Genomic DNA, 16,681 nt, shown 5'->3' with positions numbered 1-16,681 from the left:
GTCGAAATCACAAAAAAAATCGGCCCTATACCGGGGAGGATACACATATCTTCAGGCCTTAATCAGGCCTGCGTACGTTGCCGCCCCGGCCTTTGAGAGGAACAAATAAGGGAGATAAGGCAATGAAACAGTCAATTGCCCCTATGCGAAAGCTCCAGCTGCTTGCCGGCTGCGCTGCCGTCGCTGTAACTTTTTCTACACCAACCATCGCCCAAGACACGACAGTCGACGAATTTGAAGAAGTCGTGGTAACTGGTTCGCGCATTCGCCAGAACCCGCTTGAGGCACAAAACCCGGTTCAGATCCTGTCCGCTGCGGATATGGATGCATCCGGTCAGGTTTCCGTTGCAGATTTCCTGCAGCGCCTGCCGATTGCTGGTTCGGCCATCAACCGCACCAACAACTCGTCGGGTAACCTTGGCTTCCCGCCAGACGGTTCCGGCATCGGCGCCGGCGCCAGCCAGATTGACCTTCGCTACCTGACATCCAAGCGCGTTCTTGTGCTTGTTGATGGCAAGCGCTGGGTTCGCGGCTCCTCTGCCTCGGGTGTTTCGGGCGCAGTTGACCTGAACACCATTCCTGCAGGCATCATCAAGTCGATCGAAGTGCTGCAAGACGGTGCATCCACCATTTACGGTTCAGATGCCATCGCCGGCGTTGTCAACATCAAGACACGCGACGACTATGAAGGTATCAAGGGCTCGGCATATTACGGCCTTTATGATGAAGGTGACGGAAAGACACAGGAATATGACGTTTCCTGGGGGGCCCAGAATGACCGCGGGCGTGTCCTTATCGACGTAAGCTACACCAACCAGGGTGCGGTTGAAGCAGCAGACCGTGACATTTCGGCCTATGCTATTCCGTTTGAAAACCTGGGTGCATCTTCAGGCACGCCGCAAGCGCGCCTCGTGTTTGCCAACGACTGGGGCGATATTACCCTGAATGACGGCGTAACCGGCCTTCCAAACTTCGACCCGAACGATCCGACCGGTGCGGGCTCAGACTATCACGCCTTCACCCTGCAGGACCGTTTCAACTATTCGCCTTATAACAAGCTGTCCACGCCGAACGAGCGTGTGAACATCTTCGCCAAAGCCGAATACGACCTTACGGACACCATTACCCTGCGCACGACGGCGGCCTACAACAACCGTCAGTCCGTCAGCCAGGCAGCGCCAGAACCGCTGTTCTTCGGCCCTGGCGCAGGCGCGGGTTTCTGGATGGACAATATGGTTATCTCCGCAGATAACCCATACAACCCGTTCGGTGTTGATATTGACGAAACAAACTTTGTCTTTGGCGGCCGCCGTCCGATTGAGGCTGGCCCGCGTATCTTCCGCCAGAATGTTGATACTTGGTATGTGTCCTCCACGCTCGACGGTGACCTGAATGTCGGTGACCGGACCTGGTTCTGGGATATCAACGCCACCTGGTCGCAAAGCCAGGCAAACCAGCAGAAAACCGGTGCATTCAACGCCCGCAAACTGCAGGATGCCCTTGGTGATCCGGACGCATGCGCAGCCATTCCGGGCTGTGTGCCGTTCAACATCTTTGGCGGTCAGGGCGACGGCAGCGGCACGATCACACAAGCCATGCTTGACTATGTGACATTCGTCCAGAAGGACGAAAGCCGCCAGAAGCTGATCAACTATTCCGCCAACATCGGCGGTGATGTGGTTGACCTGCCTGCAGGCCCACTGGGTATGGCATTTGGTTGGGAATACCGCGAAGAAAAAGGCAGCTTCATTCCGGACAGCGTGGTTTCAAGCGGTGAAACCGCTGGTGTACCAGCAAGCCCGACTGAAGGCGAAATCCACGTGAAAGAATTCTACGGCGAGATCAACGTGCCGCTCCTTTCTGACGTGGCAATGGCCAAGAACCTGAGCCTAAACGGCGCTTTCCGCACCAGCGATTACAGCACCTCCGGCAGCAACACGGTGTTCAAAATCGGCACGGCATGGCAGGTGAATGACGACCTGACCGTCCGCGCCAACTGGTCTGAAGGTTTCCGCGCACCAAACATTGGTGAATTGTTCAACACCGGCTCACGGTTCGACAGCTCGATTACCGATCCATGTGACGTTGTTGCAAATGGCGGCACGCAGCACCCGAATTGTGCCGCACTTGGCGTTCCTGCAGACCACCAGCAGCCTAACGCGCAAATCAGCGTAACAACTGGCGGCAACCCGAACCTGACGCCTGAAACGGCTGAAACCTGGACCGCCGGCGTGACCTACAGCCCATCAGCGCTTGCTGACAGCATGGGCCTTGCGGGTATCACGTTTGAGGCCAACTATTACAACATCTCCATGGAAAATGTGATCCAGGCGCCAAACGCGGCTGACGTTCTCCAGGGCTGCGTTGAAACGCTGGCTGACGTGTTCTGTAACAATGTTCAGCGGACATCCACTGGTATCGTGACCCGGATCGATGGCATCCTGACGAACATTGCAGCCATCGACACCGACGGCTTCGACTGGTCGATCACCGCCGAAACCGAAGCTGCAGACTGGGGTCAGTTGCGCTTCAAATGGATGAACAGCCACCTGTTCAAGTTTGAAGAGTCTGTACCGAACGCGTCTGGCGGCATTGATGTCGTTGACCGCGCGGGCACCGAGCTGGGCTCGCCAGAGCGGGCTTACATCAAGTTCAAGTCTTCGCTGTTCATTGACTGGACCAAAGACCAGTGGACTGTGGGCACGACGTTCCGCTACCTCGGCAGCGTGGATGAAGGCTGTGGCGGTACTATCGGCGGCTTCGGCTTCACCCAGTACTGCACGAACGGCGCTGACGGTAACGAGCTCGGCAGCACCTTCTACACCGACCTGCAGGTTACTTACCGCCCAGAGTGGTTCGAAGGTGAAACTTCGATCACGCTTGGTGTTCAGAACCTCCTGGATCAGGACCCACCACTGTGTACAACATGTGACCTGAACAACTTCGACGGTACAGTGCATGCGCTGCCAGGCCGCTTCTTCTACGGCCGTGTAGCCTTCCAGTTCTAGGAACCGGAAAAGCCAAATAAAAAGGCGTCACCCTTCGGGGTGGCGCCTTTCTTTATTGTCTCACTGAAGCCGGTGTGTCAGACCTAGCCCTGTTCCCTTTGGTGTGTGGCTCAGTCCATCATCCTGCCTTTTAAGCGTTGTAGCCCAGGATCGATTTGACCTCGAGGAAGTCAGCAAAAGCATGATCACCCCACTCGCGCCCGTTGCCAGATTGCTTGTACCCGCCAAAGGGTGCCGAAATATCGCCGGCCGCACCGTTGATGTAAACCATGCCAGTGCGCATCCGCGCTGCCACTTTGCGGGCTCGCTCCACATCGGCGGAATAAACCGCGCCCGAAAGACCATAGATGCTGTCGTTCGCAATACGGATGGCGTCTTCTTCCGTGTCGTACCCAATGATCGAAAGCACAGGGCCGAACACTTCTTCGCGCGCGATCATCATGTCAGGTGTCACATCCGCGAACACGGTTGGCTTGACGAAGAAGCCTTCCTCACAGCCTTCCGGGCGGCCAGGGCCGCCAACTACAAGGCGCGCACCTTCATCAATCGCTTCCTGCATCATGACGCCAACCTTTTCGAACTGCTGGCCGTGGGCGATTGGGCCCATTGTGGTTTCTTCCTTGGTGGGGTCACCCGTAACCACGCTTGACGCAGCCTGATGCGCAATTGCAGCCGCTTCATCCATGCGGTCTTTCGGTACCAGCATGCGCGACAGCAGCGTGCAGGTCTGGCCGGTGTTGCGCATGGCCGAAAGCGTCTCGCGCGCCACTACCTCTTCAAGGTTTGCATCGTCCAGAATAATGTTCGCGGACTTGCCGCCCAGTTCTTGCGCAACCCGCTTGATGGTGGGCGCACTTGCCGCCTGCACAGCCGCCCCCATGCGGGTGGAACCGGTGACCGACATCATATCAATGCCCGGATGGGCCGACATGGCTTCGCCCACGCTTGGGCCTTCGCCGTATACAAGGTTATAGACACCCTTCGGTACGCCTGCGGCGTCCATGATTTCGGTAAACAGCTGTGCGCTATAAGGCGCCACTTCGCTTGGCTTCAGCACCATAGTGCAGCCGGTAGCGATAGCAGGCGCCACCTTGCAGGTAATCTGGTTGATCGGCCAGTTCCACGGCGTGATCATGCCCACCACGCCAATGGGTTCCTTGGCGATGCGGGTTGGGCCACGGTCTTCGTGAAATTCATAATTTTCCAGAACCCTGGCCGCCGTCATCAAATGGCCGAGGCCGCTTGGGGCATGCGCGCGTTCCGCAAGTGTCTTGGGCGCGCCCATCTCAAGCGTGATCACTTCGGCCATGTCGGCCATGCGTTTCTTATATTCCGCGATGATGGCGTTAAGGAGCTCCAGCCGCTCCTCACGGCTGGAGAATGCGAAGCTCTCGAATGCTTCACGCGCTGCGGCAACAGCCTTGTCCACGTCGGCGGCGTTCCCGAGGATCATCTCACCCGACTTTTTCGCTGTCGCCGGATTGATGAGGTCCCGTGTCCCAAATTCCGTGGGCTCTACCCACTGTCCACCGATATAATGTTTGTAAAGCTGGCGCATATCGCGTCTCCCTCATCTGAACTCTTGTTTGATCTGAAGGATAGATGGGCACGCGCCGAAGTCAAACAACCCTATGGGGGTATATTAAAATGGGCTTTTGCCGCTGCGGTCTGTCATCTTGTTCATGAACATCTTGCGCCAGCGGTTCGGCATCCAGCGCGACAGCCTGTCGGCCCAGCGCGCATCCTTACCAACAAGAATGCGGTACTCGCCGCGGTCTACACCGCCCAATATGATGGCCGCCGCCTGGTCCGGCGTGGTGATCGCCAGTTCCTGAAACCGCTCCTGCGTCTCACCCTCGGCGATATCCCCTTCGATATTATGAAGGTGCTTGCCCGAACGCACGATGTTGGTGTCCACCCCGCCGGGATGCACGGAATGTATCTGTACACCGGTGCCCTGAAGTTCATAAAAAAGGCTTTCATTGAAGCCCTTCACCGCGTGCTTGGCGGCACAATAGGCCGACTGGCTGGGGATGCCCACCAACCCAAACAGGCTTGAGATATTGACGATATGCCCGCGCCCGCGTTCCAGCATGCCGTCCAAAACCGCTTTGGTGCCATGCACAACGCCGTAGAAATTGATATTCATCACCCACTCAAGGTCGGCATATGTCATTTTTTCAACAGTATCGGAAAGGGATACGCCAGCGTTATTGAAGATAATGTCGATGCCGCCCATTTTGGCTTCGGCGTCCGCGACTGCGGCCTCGACCGCCCACCGGTCAGACACATCAACCTTGGCGGAATATACGTTCACCTGCGCGGCTTTCAGGCTAGCGGCTGCCTCCTCAAGAGCAGTCTCATTCACGTCTGTCAGATAAAGGGTTGCACCCCGTGCAGCGAGGGCGCGCGCAAGCGCCAGCCCGATCCCGGACGCGGCGCCAGTGATAAATGCCGTCTCAAGCTTGGCCATGATCTAATTCCCCCAATGATGTTCGAAGAAGGCGGCCATATCAGCGATGGCGCGCTTGCCTTCGGGCACAATCCCTGCCTGCATGTGCCAGACATGATGCATCTTCTGCCATACGTCCAGATGAACTGAAACACCAGCCGCCATAGCCTTTTCATGGAAGCGCGTGCTGTCTGACAGCAGGATTTCTTCCGAACCCACCTGCACTAGCGTGGGCGGCAGGCCTGCCTGATCGCCAAACAAGGGCGATGGACGCGGGTCTTCTGGGCCAAGCTCCCCGCTATAGACCTGCCCGGCGATTTTGATACCGTCAGCTTCCAGCATCACTTCCTTTTCGCGGTTGGCTTGGACACTTTCGCCCGAGCCGGTCACATCCAGCCACGGCGAAATCAGCGCCAGCGCGACTGGGTTTGTCCTATCGCTGTCCCGAATGGCATGGGTCGCCGCAAGCGTCAGCCCGCCGCCAGCGCTATCCCCCGCCATCGTGATGGGTACACCCGGATTGTTTTTCGAAATCCAGTCATAAGCTGCCAGCGCGTCATCGATGGCCGCCGGGCACTTGTGCTTGGGTGACAACCGATAATCCAGCAGGAACACGCGCGCCTTCATGGCACGTGACAGGCGCGCACCCAGGTCGCGATATTGTTTTGGCCCGCCCCAGACATACCCGCCACCATGATTGAACATCAGGATTCGATCTTCCCGTGCGCCCGGGACGCTGATCCATTCACCCTTGACCACGCCTTCATCCACGGTTTCAACAACAGCATCGGATGGTGCCCCCGGCATCTTGCTTTCCGAGGCCTTCAGCGCCACTTCAAAATGCTTGAGGCGCGCTTCCTGCGGCGCGTTCGCGAGTTCCCTGGGCCGGAATACAGCCCGTATTTTCCGGCGTACAAGCCAGGCTCTGATTGACATATGCTCTCCCCTTGCCTGCCCCGGTCAGCCCCCAATGGCGCTTTGAACAAGCCTCTTGCCAAGCATATTAATGATCTTCATTATGCAGTCAAACACTTCGGGACCCGCTCGGGGAATAGCCTGTGTCCATGAGAGTGCTCAAGATGCAGCTCACAGCTTTCCGTATGTTGCTGCCCACCGTGGACAGGCCACCAGAACAGTCGTTAAATCCAACAAGCGTTCAAATTATTCGCTTGCGTATATTAATGGTTTTCATTAATCAGAATGATTGGGGAAAGGTAACTGCGGGAGAACAGGGGTGAGCCGCCAGCAAGACGGTAAAGCAAAACGCGCCGATGCCACGAGGGCTGCGCTGATCAGCGCAGCTGAACGGCTGATTGCGGAAAAGGGCCTCGCGTCCGTTTCGACAAGAGAGATACTCCAAGAAGCCGGGCAACGCAACCAGTCTGCGCTGCAGTATCATTTTGGCTCCAAGGAAGGCCTGATGCGGGCCACCATCAGCGAGCGTACACGCCAGATCGACGAAAAGCGCCTGAACCTGATGAAAAGCTGGAAAGGCAAGCCCACCTTGGATGAGGTGTTGGAAGTGCTGATCCTGCCGCTGGCGGAGCTCGCGGAAGAGGAAATCGGCGGCAAGCACTATATCCTGTTCTTGTGCCAGGCCATCACCCAGCCCGACTGGGACCTGAGGCAAGCCATCAAGGACTTTGAACTGATCGGCCTCGGCAAGGCTTATGAATATTATGATGAATTGCTGGCTGACCTGCCAGAAGAAGCGCGCATCGTGCGCCAGGAAATCGCCTATGATGTGGCGATCCTGACGCTCAAGCGCTGGTGCATCCGCGAAATGGAACTGACGCCAAAGCAAATCACAAAGCTGGTGATCCATGCTAACAAGGCGATCCTGGAACCGCCAAAACGCTAGGCGCTAAACCGCCTTCACGGGGTCAACGAGGAAATTGGGGCTGGGTTTGCCGAAGAAATAGCCCTGGCCATAATCAACACCCATGTCGGTCAACAGCTTCGCATATTCCTGGGTTTCGACCCATTCACCCACCGTCACGATCCCAAGATCCCGGCAGAGCGAAACCATAGATCTAAGGTAGGCGCGGTCTTCACTGTTATTGATGGCGTCCCTGATATAGTCGCCGTCGATCTTGAGCGCATCGACCTTCAGCTTTTTCAGATACTGGAAGCCCGCAGCACCCGCGCCGAAGTCGTCCAGATAGACCTTGAAGCCGATGGTCCGCATTTCCTGAACGGCAGCCCCAAGCGCATCCAGGTCATGGATTTTAGCGGACTCGGTAATCTCCAGCGAAAGATACTGCTTCAGGTCCTTGTTGCCGCGCAGGAGCGAGATCAGTTCAAGCATGAATTCAGGGTTTGAAAGCGACCGGCCTGACAGGTTTACAGCAATGCCTGGCGCACCACCCTTTTTCAGCATTTCCCGGATCTTGCGCACAGCGCGCGTGACCACGGCATAGTCAAAATCGTCAATCAATCCGACATCCTCAGCGAAGCGGATCATTTCCCACTGACTTTTAATCATGGGCGGCAGCTCAAACCGCGTCAGCGCCTCAAAATGATGCACCGTGCTTTTCTTCAAATGCACGATCGGCTGGAACACCAGCGAGAAGGCCCCCTCTTCCAGCACCTTGCGGAAGGCTTTAACCCGCTCTGTGGTTTCACCGATCAGCGTTGCGCAATTCTTCTTGATATCCGCAATCGCCCCGCTGCCTGTGTCCCGCGCGAAATTCTGTAGGCTGAACACCAGCGCTTTCAGGTTATCCTCTTCGCTCAGGTTGGATTCTGAAGCATCAATGGTCGCCGAAGACAATTCCACCCCCGTGGCCTTCTGCAGCTGGGCTGCCAGATCCACTTTCTGGGTTTTCTTGTCCGTCTTGTCATGAACCAGCGCGAACTTGTCATCTGCCAGCATGGCTGCATGCGATCCGCCAACAGAGAATGATTTCAGGTATTCTTCAATCACCTTCTGTTTTTCCGGATCAATCGACTGGCCACCGCCAGCTTGCAGCACGGTCACCAGCATATTTTCCGCGGCGTCCGGGTTGCCTTCGAACAAGCCTTCAAGGCGCTCGAAGAACTGCTGTTTCTTGTCTTCCACTTTCTCGGGTGCCTGTTTGCCTTTTACGGCACCAATGCGATAAGGCTTGGACAGGACAGCATAGATGCGATCGTTCGCGGTGGGCAGTTTGGCGATGAAGACAGCATAGTCTTCCTTCTTTCCGTCTTCCTTGCCAATGGATACGGTGAAGGGCCCAAGCCGATTGGCGCCCGTCAGGGTTTTCGCTGCACTTTCAATAATGCCGCGGCCTTTTTCAGTCAGAAGGTTCAGGAAATTGGTCTTGCCACCGCTGGCCACAGCGCCCAGCGTGTTCTTAATCGCCCCGTCTGCGCTTTGGATATTGAACTCGAGATCCAGCTCAAGCAACAAATCGCCTACGCAAAACGCGTAACCCAGAAATCTACCCGGTACTTTGCTCATAAAAAGTCTTTAATACCCGTGACATACGTCACGCCAGTTACTTCCCCACCCCTTGTATCGCACAGATACGTTAGCAAAACGTAACGTAAATTCTTTTTAATTGCGACAATTAAAAAAGCAAAAAAGGAAGGTATTTTTCCCATATTTCAGGGACTTGGGCGTCATTAACAATATTGTCAAAATAGGAACACAAATGTATTGCTAAACCAAGGGCGAGAGGAAGACGGCCGTGTTACGCGGTTGTATTTTCGGCAAAGGAACCCGCTGTTCTCAGAGGGTGAAGGGGAGATTTTGATGAGCATTTTCGAAAAGGCCAGCGTTAACCGTCGCCATATACTCGGCGGCATTGGCGCGGGGCTTGGACTGGCCGCCGTGCGCAGCACCGGGGCAAGCGCCCAACCGGCGCACGGTTTCACCCACAATGTCGCAAGCGGCGATCCCCTTGAAGACCGGGTCATCCTCTGGACCCGTGTCCTGCCGAAAGGCGGCCCGGCAAGCAACGTGTCTGTCGACTATCAGGTGGCGACAGATGAAGGCTTTACCGACATTGTCAGCCAGGGCCAAACGCGCACCGGGCCGAAACAGGATTTTACGGTAAAGGTGGATGCACGCGGCCTTAAACCCGACACCCGCTATTATTACCGCTTTCTGGCGGAAGGACAGACGAGCCCGGTAGGCCGCACCCGCACCCTGCCCGGCCACGGCGCCCAACATGCCCGCATGGCCGTGATTTCCTGCTCCAACTACCCGCAGGGCTTCTTCAATGTTTATAGGGAACTCGCGGGCCGTGACGTAGACATGATCCTGCATCTTGGCGACTATATCTATGAATATGCCGATGGGGTCTATTCCAACGATGCGGCTGTCGCCCATGGCCGCGCCGTCAAGCCGAAGAATGAACTGGTAGCGATTGACGACTACCGCACCCGCTATGCGCTTTACCGGGCAGACCCTGACCTGCAGGCGGCCCATGCCGCCCACGCCTTCATCTGTGTGTGGGACGATCACGAGATCGCCAACAACACCTGGAAAGGCGGCGCGGAAAACCACAATGATGGTGAAGGTGCGTTTGAAGACCGCAAACAGGCCGCGGTACAGGCCTACCATGAATGGTTGCCGATCCGCGAGGGCGGCAAGGGCAAAGACCATATCAACCGCACGTTCGACATTGGCGGGCTCGCCAGCCTGATCATGCTTGATACCCGGCTTGTGGGGCGTGACAAGCAGCTGGACTATACCCAAGACCTGCCGATGACCACGATCCCGTTCGACTTTTCTGACAAAGCGAACCCGAAGGCAGTGCTGGATACTGATGCGCTGAAAGCGCTCCCGGAAGCCGCAGTCAAACATATCCCGGTGCCGTTCGATATGCGTGCTAAAAAGCCTGTGCCGATGACGGACTATGCCCAGATCAAGGCGCTTGACCCCAAAAAACTGCCGCAGGGCTTCAGCTACCTGCCAGACGTGGAAAAATTCCGGCGCGACATTCTGGGCGCTGAAGAGCGCACTATTTTGGGCACCAAACAGGAAGAATGGCTGACTGCCGAGTTCCAGAAATCCAGTGAAGCGGGCGTCCCCTGGCAGATCTTGGGCCAGCAATTGCTGATCGGCCGCGTAGGTATCCCCATGCTGACCGACGAGGATGTCGACTTTGAGAAGTCAAAGTTCATCAGCCGCGAACGCTTTGATGCCATCCGCATGCTGGGCAGCATGGGCATGCCGCTGAACCTGGATTTCTGGGATGGCTACCCGGCCTGCCGCGACAGGGTTTACGCATCGGTCAAGGCATATGCCAACAATGCCGTGTTCCTTTCTGGCGACACGCACAATGCCTGGTGCTTCGAGTTGACAGACAAAGACGGTGACAATGTCGCGGTTGAGTTTGCGACGCCAAGCGTCAGCTCGCCGGGCATGGAAGCCTATATCCCCGCCGACCCAGCGCGCGTGCGCGAGGAAACCATGAAGGCAAGCCCGGAACTGACATATTTCAACAGCAAGGACCGCGGCTGGCTTGAGCTGGACATCACGCCGGAGAGCATGTCTTCGACCTGGCATTATGTCTCAACGGTGCTAAGCCACGACTATAGCGTGAGAAAGGGGCCAACGCTGGTTACACGCGCGGGCAGCCACACGGTGACCATGGCAGCCTAATCGCTCACGTAAAGCAGGCATGAAAAAGGCGGGTTCTCCCCCGCCTTTTCTTTGTCTTATCCCTGGTGATCCTGATGTCTAATGGTCCTGGGCACCAGTTGCCCCGATGGGCACCCGGATGTCCTCCACCAGATGCTGGACTTCCTCAGGCGGCGCGGGCGTGAAGCGGTCCACGGTGAAAGCCACCGCGAAATTCAGCACCATGCCCACCATGCCAATGCCTTCAGGTGAAATGCCGAACAGCCAATGGTCAGCTGTGTTCATCTCAGGCGAAACAAATTTGAAGAACACGATATAGGCGGCCGTGAACAAAAGCCCCGCCAGCATGCCGGCGATGGCGCCTTCCTTGTTCATCTGTTTGGAGAAAATCCCCATCAGGATCGCCGGGAACAGGCTCGCGGCCGCCAGCCCGAAGGCAAAGGCCACCACCTGGGCCACAAAGGCCGGCGGGTTGATACCCAGGTATCCTGCAATCATGATCGCAACCGCCGCGGCAATGCGCGCCGCGCGCAGCTCCTGCATGTCGGAAATCTCCTTCATCCAGGTTTTCTTGAGAAGGTCGTGGCTGACAGCCGTGGATATCACCAAGAGGAGCCCGGCCGCGGTACTGAGAGCTGCCGCAAGCCCGCCTGCCGCCACCAGTGCGATCACCCAACCCGGCAACTTGGCGATTTCAGGGTTAGCGAGCACCATGATATCCCTATCCACATAGACCTCATTTGCGGTATCCGTGGTAGGGTTCACCAGCATACGCTCGCCGTGATCGCCGCGCTTGTCACCGTCGAACGCCGGTTTGCCGTCGAACGGCGCGCCCGGACGGTACTGTACCGCGCCGTCGCCATTCTTGTCCTGCCAGGCGATCAGGCCCAGATCTTCCCAGTTCTTGAACCACTGGGGCGTTTCGGCATACTCAGTCTCGTTGACCTCTAAAATGAAATTCAGCCGCGCAAACGCCCCCACCGCTGGCGCCGTGGTATAGAGAATGGCGATAAACACCAGCGCCCAGCCCGCAGAAATCCGCGCATCTGACGCTTTCGGGACGGTGAAGAAACGCACAAGAACGTGCGGAAGGCCTGCCGTGCCCACCATAAGCGCGGCTGTGATGGCGAACACATCGATCGTTGATTTGGTGCCGTCCGTATAGGCGGTGAAGCCAAGGTCGATGAGCGCGCTATCAAGCTTTTCCAGCACCGTGAGGCCGGAGCCGTCAGCAACCTCTGCACCCAACCCCAATTGCGGCACCGGGTTGCCTGTGATCAATAGCGAAATAAAGATGGCGGGCACGGTATAGGCGAAAATCATCACACAGTATTGCGCCACCTGCGTGTAGGTGATGCCCTTCATGCCGCCAAGCACCGCATACATGAACACAATCGCCATGCCGATGATCACACCCAGGTCCACCTCGACTTCCAGAAAGCGGGAAAACACGATGCCCACGCCGCGCATTTGCCCTGCCACATAGGTGAAGCTGATGAAAATCAGACACAGCACGGCCACAAGCCGCGCGGCATCGGAATAATAACGGTCGCCAATAAATTCGGGCACCGTGAACTTGCCGTATTTACGAAGATAGGGCGCGAGAAGAAGCGCCAGGAGCACATAGCCACCGGTCCAGCCCATCAGGTAAACCGACCCGTCATAGCCAAGGAAGGCAATCAATCCCGCCATGGAAATGAAAGACGCCGCGCTCATCCAGTCAGCTGCTGTCGCCATGCCGTTCAAGACCGGGTGCACGCCCGTGCCGGCGACATAAAATTCGCTGGTGTTGGCCACGCGCGACCACACGGCGATACCGATATAAAGCGCGAAGGACAGGCCCACGAACAAGTATGTCAGATTTTGTGCATCCATGGCCCTAGTCCCCCACGCCGAATTTTCGGTCCAGCGCACGCATGCGGAACGCATAAACGAATATCAGGACCACAAAGGTGAAGATGGACCCCTGCTGGGCGAACCAGAAACCAAGCTTGAAGCCGAACAATCGATATTGGTTGAGCCAGTCTTCCAGCAAGATGCCGAATCCGAAAGACACGACAAACCAGATCACCAACAGCATAGCGAGCAACTTCAAATTGGCCCGCCAATAGGCCTGGCGGTTCTGGCTTTCGCCACTGGGCATGTTTTCAGCCATATGCATTCCCTCCCCTGAATTGCCCGCACAGCTTGAAATATCGCATCCTCAAGGTCAATTTTTTGTTGGATTGTTAACCTATTGGCGTCAAGATCAGTGGGCGCTGAGGGGGCGACAATGTAGTTCGGTGTCGTGAACAGATTCAGACGTTTCAAAAGATCGCTGGCTTATTCCGCCCTTCTGGGGCTTGGCTGGCGCGTGGCCCTGGTTATCGGTTTCATCACCGTTGGCGGCTTCCTGATCATTAGCCGCGCGCTTGAGGACAACAAGCTTGAAGAGCTGGCCATCTTCATCCAGGAACGCGCTGAACGCGAAGGCGCAATTTTCCGAACCATCAGCAAGGCCCACACGCAGGCGGCCGCTTCCCTTCATCAGGCACTGGCCCAGGCCGACAATGAGGGACCGGACGAGACCGCATTCCTTGAGGCATTCGACCGCTATTTCCCGCTGCAGCCGGATGGTACGCGGCGTTCTGCCGATTTCCTGTTCGAAGGCGCACGCCAGGGCGTTACTGGCTGGATCAGCGGCATGGGCGCCTTCATCAAGAATGGCAAAGACCTGACAGTTGCAGACAAGCGGCTATTGATGACCGCGTTTGAAACCGCCTATCACGTAGGCCAGGCCCAATTCCAGGACTTGCCGAGCCTCTACTTCTTCACACCGAATAACGAGCTTCTCATTCATGCACCCTCGCGCGCCGACAGGCTGATGTTCTACCGCAAGGAAGCGCCCGCCTCTTTCGATTTCACGTCGCAGGAACTGGTGCAGATCACCTTGCCGGAGAATAACCCCGAAGGTGAAATGCGCTGCACTAGCCTGCGCCCCATTATTTACGACCAAACAGGCACAACCTGGACCACCGGCTGCCACACACCAGTTTACCTGAATGGCACCCATGTCGGCGCCTTTGGCAGCAGCATCCTTCTGGATAAACTGCTTGAAAATGCCATCGCCGATGTCCCCCTGGGCGCAACCAACATGATCATCACGGCTGACGGCAAGCTGATAGCCCACCCCAGCTTGACGAAACAGGGGGAAGCAAACGACCGCATGCTGGATATCCCCGCATCCGCCAACACCAACCTGAAGGCAATCTACAGCGCCATCCAGGAACACCCGGATGATGATGTTTTCGTCACTACCGTTGAGGCGACGGGTCACTATGTCGCCATTGGACGCATCAAGGGGCCTGATTGGTATTTCGTCACCGCTTACCCGCAGGACCTGATCCTGGCAAACGCGCGCGAGAACGCCACCATCCTCCTTTATGTCGGGTTCGTCGGCCTGCTGCTGGCGCTCGCAAGCCTGTTGGTTGCCATTCGGTCCGATATCGTCGCGCCGCTGAGGGCGCTGGTGCGCCATAATCAGAATATGGCCCGCGGCGATTTCAGCGCCACGCCGCCGACCATCGCAAAGGGCAGTGCTGGCAACGATGAGCTGGGGCAACTGGCCCGGTCTTCCGCCCGCATGGCCCGCCGCCTTTCTGAAGCCTTCAGCACGCTTGAGCAGCGCGTGGAAGAGCGCACGCACGACCTGGCCGCAGCCAAGACCCAGGCGGAGCGGGCCAACGCCGCCAAATCGGACTTCCTGGCAAATATGAGCCACGAGATACGGACCCCGCTGACAGGTATTGTCGGCATGCTGGATATCCTGTCTGGCGAACAGCTGCCGGAATCTGCACGCCCCTATGTCTCTATGGCCCGCCAATCAGCCGACATGATGCTGGAACTGGTCAACGACATTCTCGACTTGTCGCGCATTGAGGCAGGCAAGATGGTTCTCAAGCCAGAGCCCACGAACCTTGGCGGCCTATTGAACCGAACCGTCCTAAGCCTCGCACCCCTGGCTTCCCAGAAGGATCTTGAGCTCACCCTCAAGGATGACACGCCCAAAGACCTGTGGCTAAAGATAGACCAGAAGGCGCTCCGGCAAATCATGATCAACCTCATCGGTAACGCCATCAAGTTTACCGATAGCGGGTCTGTAATCATTTCCGCCAGCGCCCGGGCTGTCGAAGGCGGTCAGCAGTCAGTCACCCTGAATGTAAAGGATACGGGCAAAGGTATTCCGCGGGACGCCCAGGCCCGGCTGTTCGACCGGTTCGAAACTGTGAAGGAGAACCAGATCACCGGCAAATCCACCGGACTTGGCCTTGCGATCACTCGGGAGCTGGTGCAACTGATGAAAGGCTGGGTCGCCGTGGAAAGTGAGGTTGGCAAGGGATCGACCTTCGTTGTGAGCCTGCGCCTCGATGAAGCGGATGCACCTTTGGATGCTGGCCTGGATGCCGCCCCCGGTCAGGACCGTGACCTGACGGGCCTTAAGGTGGTCGCCGTGGACGACAACCCGGTGAACCGCGCGGTACTCAAGAAACTTTGCGAAAGCGAAGGCTTTGAGGTCAGTGTGCTGTCAAGCGGCGAGGAAATGATCAGCCGCATTGCCGCGCTCCAGAAAGAGGGTGCCCCACCGCCCGATATTTTCCTGATGGATATCAACATGCCCGGCAAGGACGGCATGGTAACCCTGCAGGAAATCCGCGCACTAGGCGGTTGGGCCCGGGATATACCGGCCATTGCCTTCACCGCCCACGCCGTGGTGGGCGTGGTTGATAACCTGAAGGCTGGCGGCATGCAGGGCTATGTGGGCAAACCCATCGACAGGAAAGCCTTCCTGGCGGAACTGCGCCGCTGCCTCAGCGAAGGCGTACGCTAGGCAGTCAGCTTGACGCCAACTCTGGAACTGAGGGCTTGCCATCTCTTGCCATTTTCCTGAAGCTAAGGCCCGACAGCAATTGACGAGCCGGACCATGGAAAGCCCCGAAGCCCTTGAAGCCTATCTCTATAAAAATATCCCAATCTCGCACGTCATGGGCGTTCGGGTGACCTTCGCCAGCGCAGAAAAGATATCGCTGACAGCACCGCTTGCGGCCAATATCAACCACAAGCGCACGGTCTTCGGTGGCAGCTTGCAGGCGGTTGCTACACTGGCCTGCTGGACGCTCTTGCACGTGAACCTGCGCGAGGACACAGACCCGTCGGAGATTGTAATCACGAACAGCAATATCGACTATGTTCGCCCCGTGACATCGGATTTCACAGCCACCGCCAGCCTGCCGGACGCCGCGCGCTGGCAGCAGTTCCTGAAGACATTCGACAGACACGGTCGCGCCCGTATCCAGATGACAGCCCATGTGATGCAGGATGAGGAAGTTGCGATTGATTACACAGGGACCTTCGCTGCACTCAAGACAGGCTGATCCACAGGCCATACCTCAAAAAAGTGAAGGCGGCAGCCGGGTTTGACCGGCTACCGCCATTCATAAGCACATGAAAGATGGGTTGGAAGGTCGGTCGTAAGCCCCAGACCGAAAGACATGTCCTGCCCGCTCTGCCGCCAAAGGAGGCGCCCACCACTGAATGGCAGCCAAACGAGCCCTTCACTTTCATGGCTTTGAGCCCGCCAGCCCCATTTGAGGCCGACATTCTCAACGCAAC

The 16,681-nt window shown here is 57.1% G+C and carries 11 protein-coding genes; 5 read left to right on the top strand and 6 right to left on the bottom strand.

Translation table 11 applies throughout. The features are described 5' to 3' along the window. The first annotated feature begins 122 nt into the window (after nucleotides 1-122). Nucleotides 123-3,008, top strand: coding sequence for a TonB-dependent receptor domain-containing protein (locus tag KORM41_RS20240; RefSeq protein WP_068152846.1), 2,886 nt, complete (start codon nucleotides 123-125; stop codon nucleotides 3,006-3,008). A 130-nt stretch (nucleotides 3,009-3,138) separates the two neighbouring features. Here the strand turns inward: KORM41_RS20240 and KORM41_RS20235 are convergent, their stop codons facing one another. The 3 genes from KORM41_RS20235 to KORM41_RS20225 form a co-directional block, all read right to left on the bottom strand. Next, nucleotides 3,139-4,566, bottom strand: coding sequence for an aldehyde dehydrogenase family protein (locus KORM41_RS20235; RefSeq protein WP_068152842.1), 1,428 nt, complete (start codon nucleotides 4,564-4,566; stop codon nucleotides 3,139-3,141). Between the two features lie 84 nt (nucleotides 4,567-4,650). Next, the gene (locus KORM41_RS20230) at nucleotides 4,651-5,481 is read right to left on the bottom strand and encodes an SDR family NAD(P)-dependent oxidoreductase (protein WP_068152840.1); all 831 of its coding nucleotides are present in this window, start codon (nucleotides 5,479-5,481) and stop codon (nucleotides 4,651-4,653) included. Nucleotides 5,482-5,484: 3 nt separating this feature from the next. Further along, complete coding sequence (locus tag KORM41_RS20225; protein ID WP_068152837.1) at nucleotides 5,485-6,396, bottom strand: alpha/beta hydrolase; 912 nt, start codon at nucleotides 6,394-6,396, stop codon at nucleotides 5,485-5,487. Between the two features lie 298 nt (nucleotides 6,397-6,694). Between KORM41_RS20225 and KORM41_RS20220 the strand changes: the two genes are divergently transcribed. Further along, the gene (locus KORM41_RS20220; protein ID WP_068152834.1) at nucleotides 6,695-7,321 is read left to right on the top strand and encodes a TetR/AcrR family transcriptional regulator; all 627 of its coding nucleotides are present in this window, start codon (nucleotides 6,695-6,697) and stop codon (nucleotides 7,319-7,321) included. Nucleotides 7,322-7,324: 3 nt separating this feature from the next. Here KORM41_RS20220 and KORM41_RS20215 read toward each other — a convergent pair whose 3' ends face one another. Then, nucleotides 7,325-8,902, bottom strand: coding sequence for an EAL domain-containing protein (locus KORM41_RS20215; RefSeq protein ID WP_082720099.1), 1,578 nt, complete (start codon nucleotides 8,900-8,902; stop codon nucleotides 7,325-7,327). 294 nt (nucleotides 8,903-9,196) lie between these two features. On the opposite strand from KORM41_RS20215, the gene KORM41_RS20210 reads away from it, so the two are divergent. Next, complete coding sequence (locus tag KORM41_RS20210) at nucleotides 9,197-11,053, top strand: alkaline phosphatase D family protein (protein ID WP_156432076.1); 1,857 nt, start codon at nucleotides 9,197-9,199, stop codon at nucleotides 11,051-11,053. 78 nt (nucleotides 11,054-11,131) lie between these two features. On the opposite strand, the gene KORM41_RS20205 is transcribed toward KORM41_RS20210, so the two are convergent. Together KORM41_RS20205 and KORM41_RS20200 are read right to left on the bottom strand one after the other, a co-directional pair. Beyond that, complete coding sequence (locus KORM41_RS20205; protein ID WP_068152827.1) at nucleotides 11,132-12,907, bottom strand: sodium:solute symporter family protein; 1,776 nt, start codon at nucleotides 12,905-12,907, stop codon at nucleotides 11,132-11,134. A gap of 4 nt (nucleotides 12,908-12,911) precedes the next feature. Beyond that, entirely contained in the window at nucleotides 12,912-13,187 is a 276-nt protein-coding gene (locus KORM41_RS20200; RefSeq protein WP_231727358.1) for a DUF4212 domain-containing protein, read from the bottom strand. A 132-nt stretch (nucleotides 13,188-13,319) separates the two neighbouring features. Between KORM41_RS20200 and KORM41_RS20195 the strand changes: the two genes are divergently transcribed. Both KORM41_RS20195 and KORM41_RS20190 read left to right on the top strand, forming a co-directional pair. Then, nucleotides 13,320-15,899: an ATP-binding protein gene (locus KORM41_RS20195; RefSeq protein ID WP_068152823.1), complete on the top strand. Its 2,580-nt coding sequence runs from the start codon at nucleotides 13,320-13,322 to the stop codon at nucleotides 15,897-15,899. A 94-nt stretch (nucleotides 15,900-15,993) separates the two neighbouring features. After that, nucleotides 15,994-16,443, top strand: a complete 450-nt coding sequence (locus tag KORM41_RS20190; RefSeq protein ID WP_068152822.1) for a YiiD C-terminal domain-containing protein — start codon at nucleotides 15,994-15,996, stop codon at nucleotides 16,441-16,443. The last annotated feature ends 238 nt before the right edge of the window (nucleotides 16,444-16,681 follow it).

It is taken from the genome of Kordiimonas lipolytica (assembly GCF_001550065.1).
This window is presented reverse-complemented; position numbering and strand designations above follow the sequence as displayed.

Excerpts from the sequence above, each read along its gene's own strand:
- KORM41_RS20205 (WP_068152827.1), bottom strand. The coding sequence starts at position 12,907 with ATGGATGCACAAAATCTGACATACTTGTTCGTGGGCCTGTCCTTCGCG.
- KORM41_RS20230 (WP_068152840.1), bottom strand. The coding sequence starts at position 5,481 with ATGGCCAAGCTTGAGACGGCATTTATCACTGGCGCCGCGTCCGGGATC.
- KORM41_RS20215 (WP_082720099.1), bottom strand. The coding sequence starts at position 8,902 with ATGAGCAAAGTACCGGGTAGATTTCTGGGTTACGCGTTTTGCGTAGGC.
- KORM41_RS20235 (WP_068152842.1), bottom strand. The coding sequence starts at position 4,566 with ATGCGCCAGCTTTACAAACATTATATCGGTGGACAGTGGGTAGAGCCC.
- KORM41_RS20190 (WP_068152822.1), top strand. The coding sequence starts at position 15,994 with ATGGAAAGCCCCGAAGCCCTTGAAGCCTATCTCTATAAAAATATCCCA.
- KORM41_RS20200 (WP_231727358.1), bottom strand. The coding sequence starts at position 13,187 with ATGGCTGAAAACATGCCCAGTGGCGAAAGCCAGAACCGCCAGGCCTAT.
- KORM41_RS20225 (WP_068152837.1), bottom strand. The coding sequence starts at position 6,396 with ATGTCAATCAGAGCCTGGCTTGTACGCCGGAAAATACGGGCTGTATTC.
- KORM41_RS20240 (WP_068152846.1), top strand. The coding sequence starts at position 123 with ATGAAACAGTCAATTGCCCCTATGCGAAAGCTCCAGCTGCTTGCCGGC.
- KORM41_RS20210 (WP_156432076.1), top strand. The coding sequence starts at position 9,197 with ATGAGCATTTTCGAAAAGGCCAGCGTTAACCGTCGCCATATACTCGGC.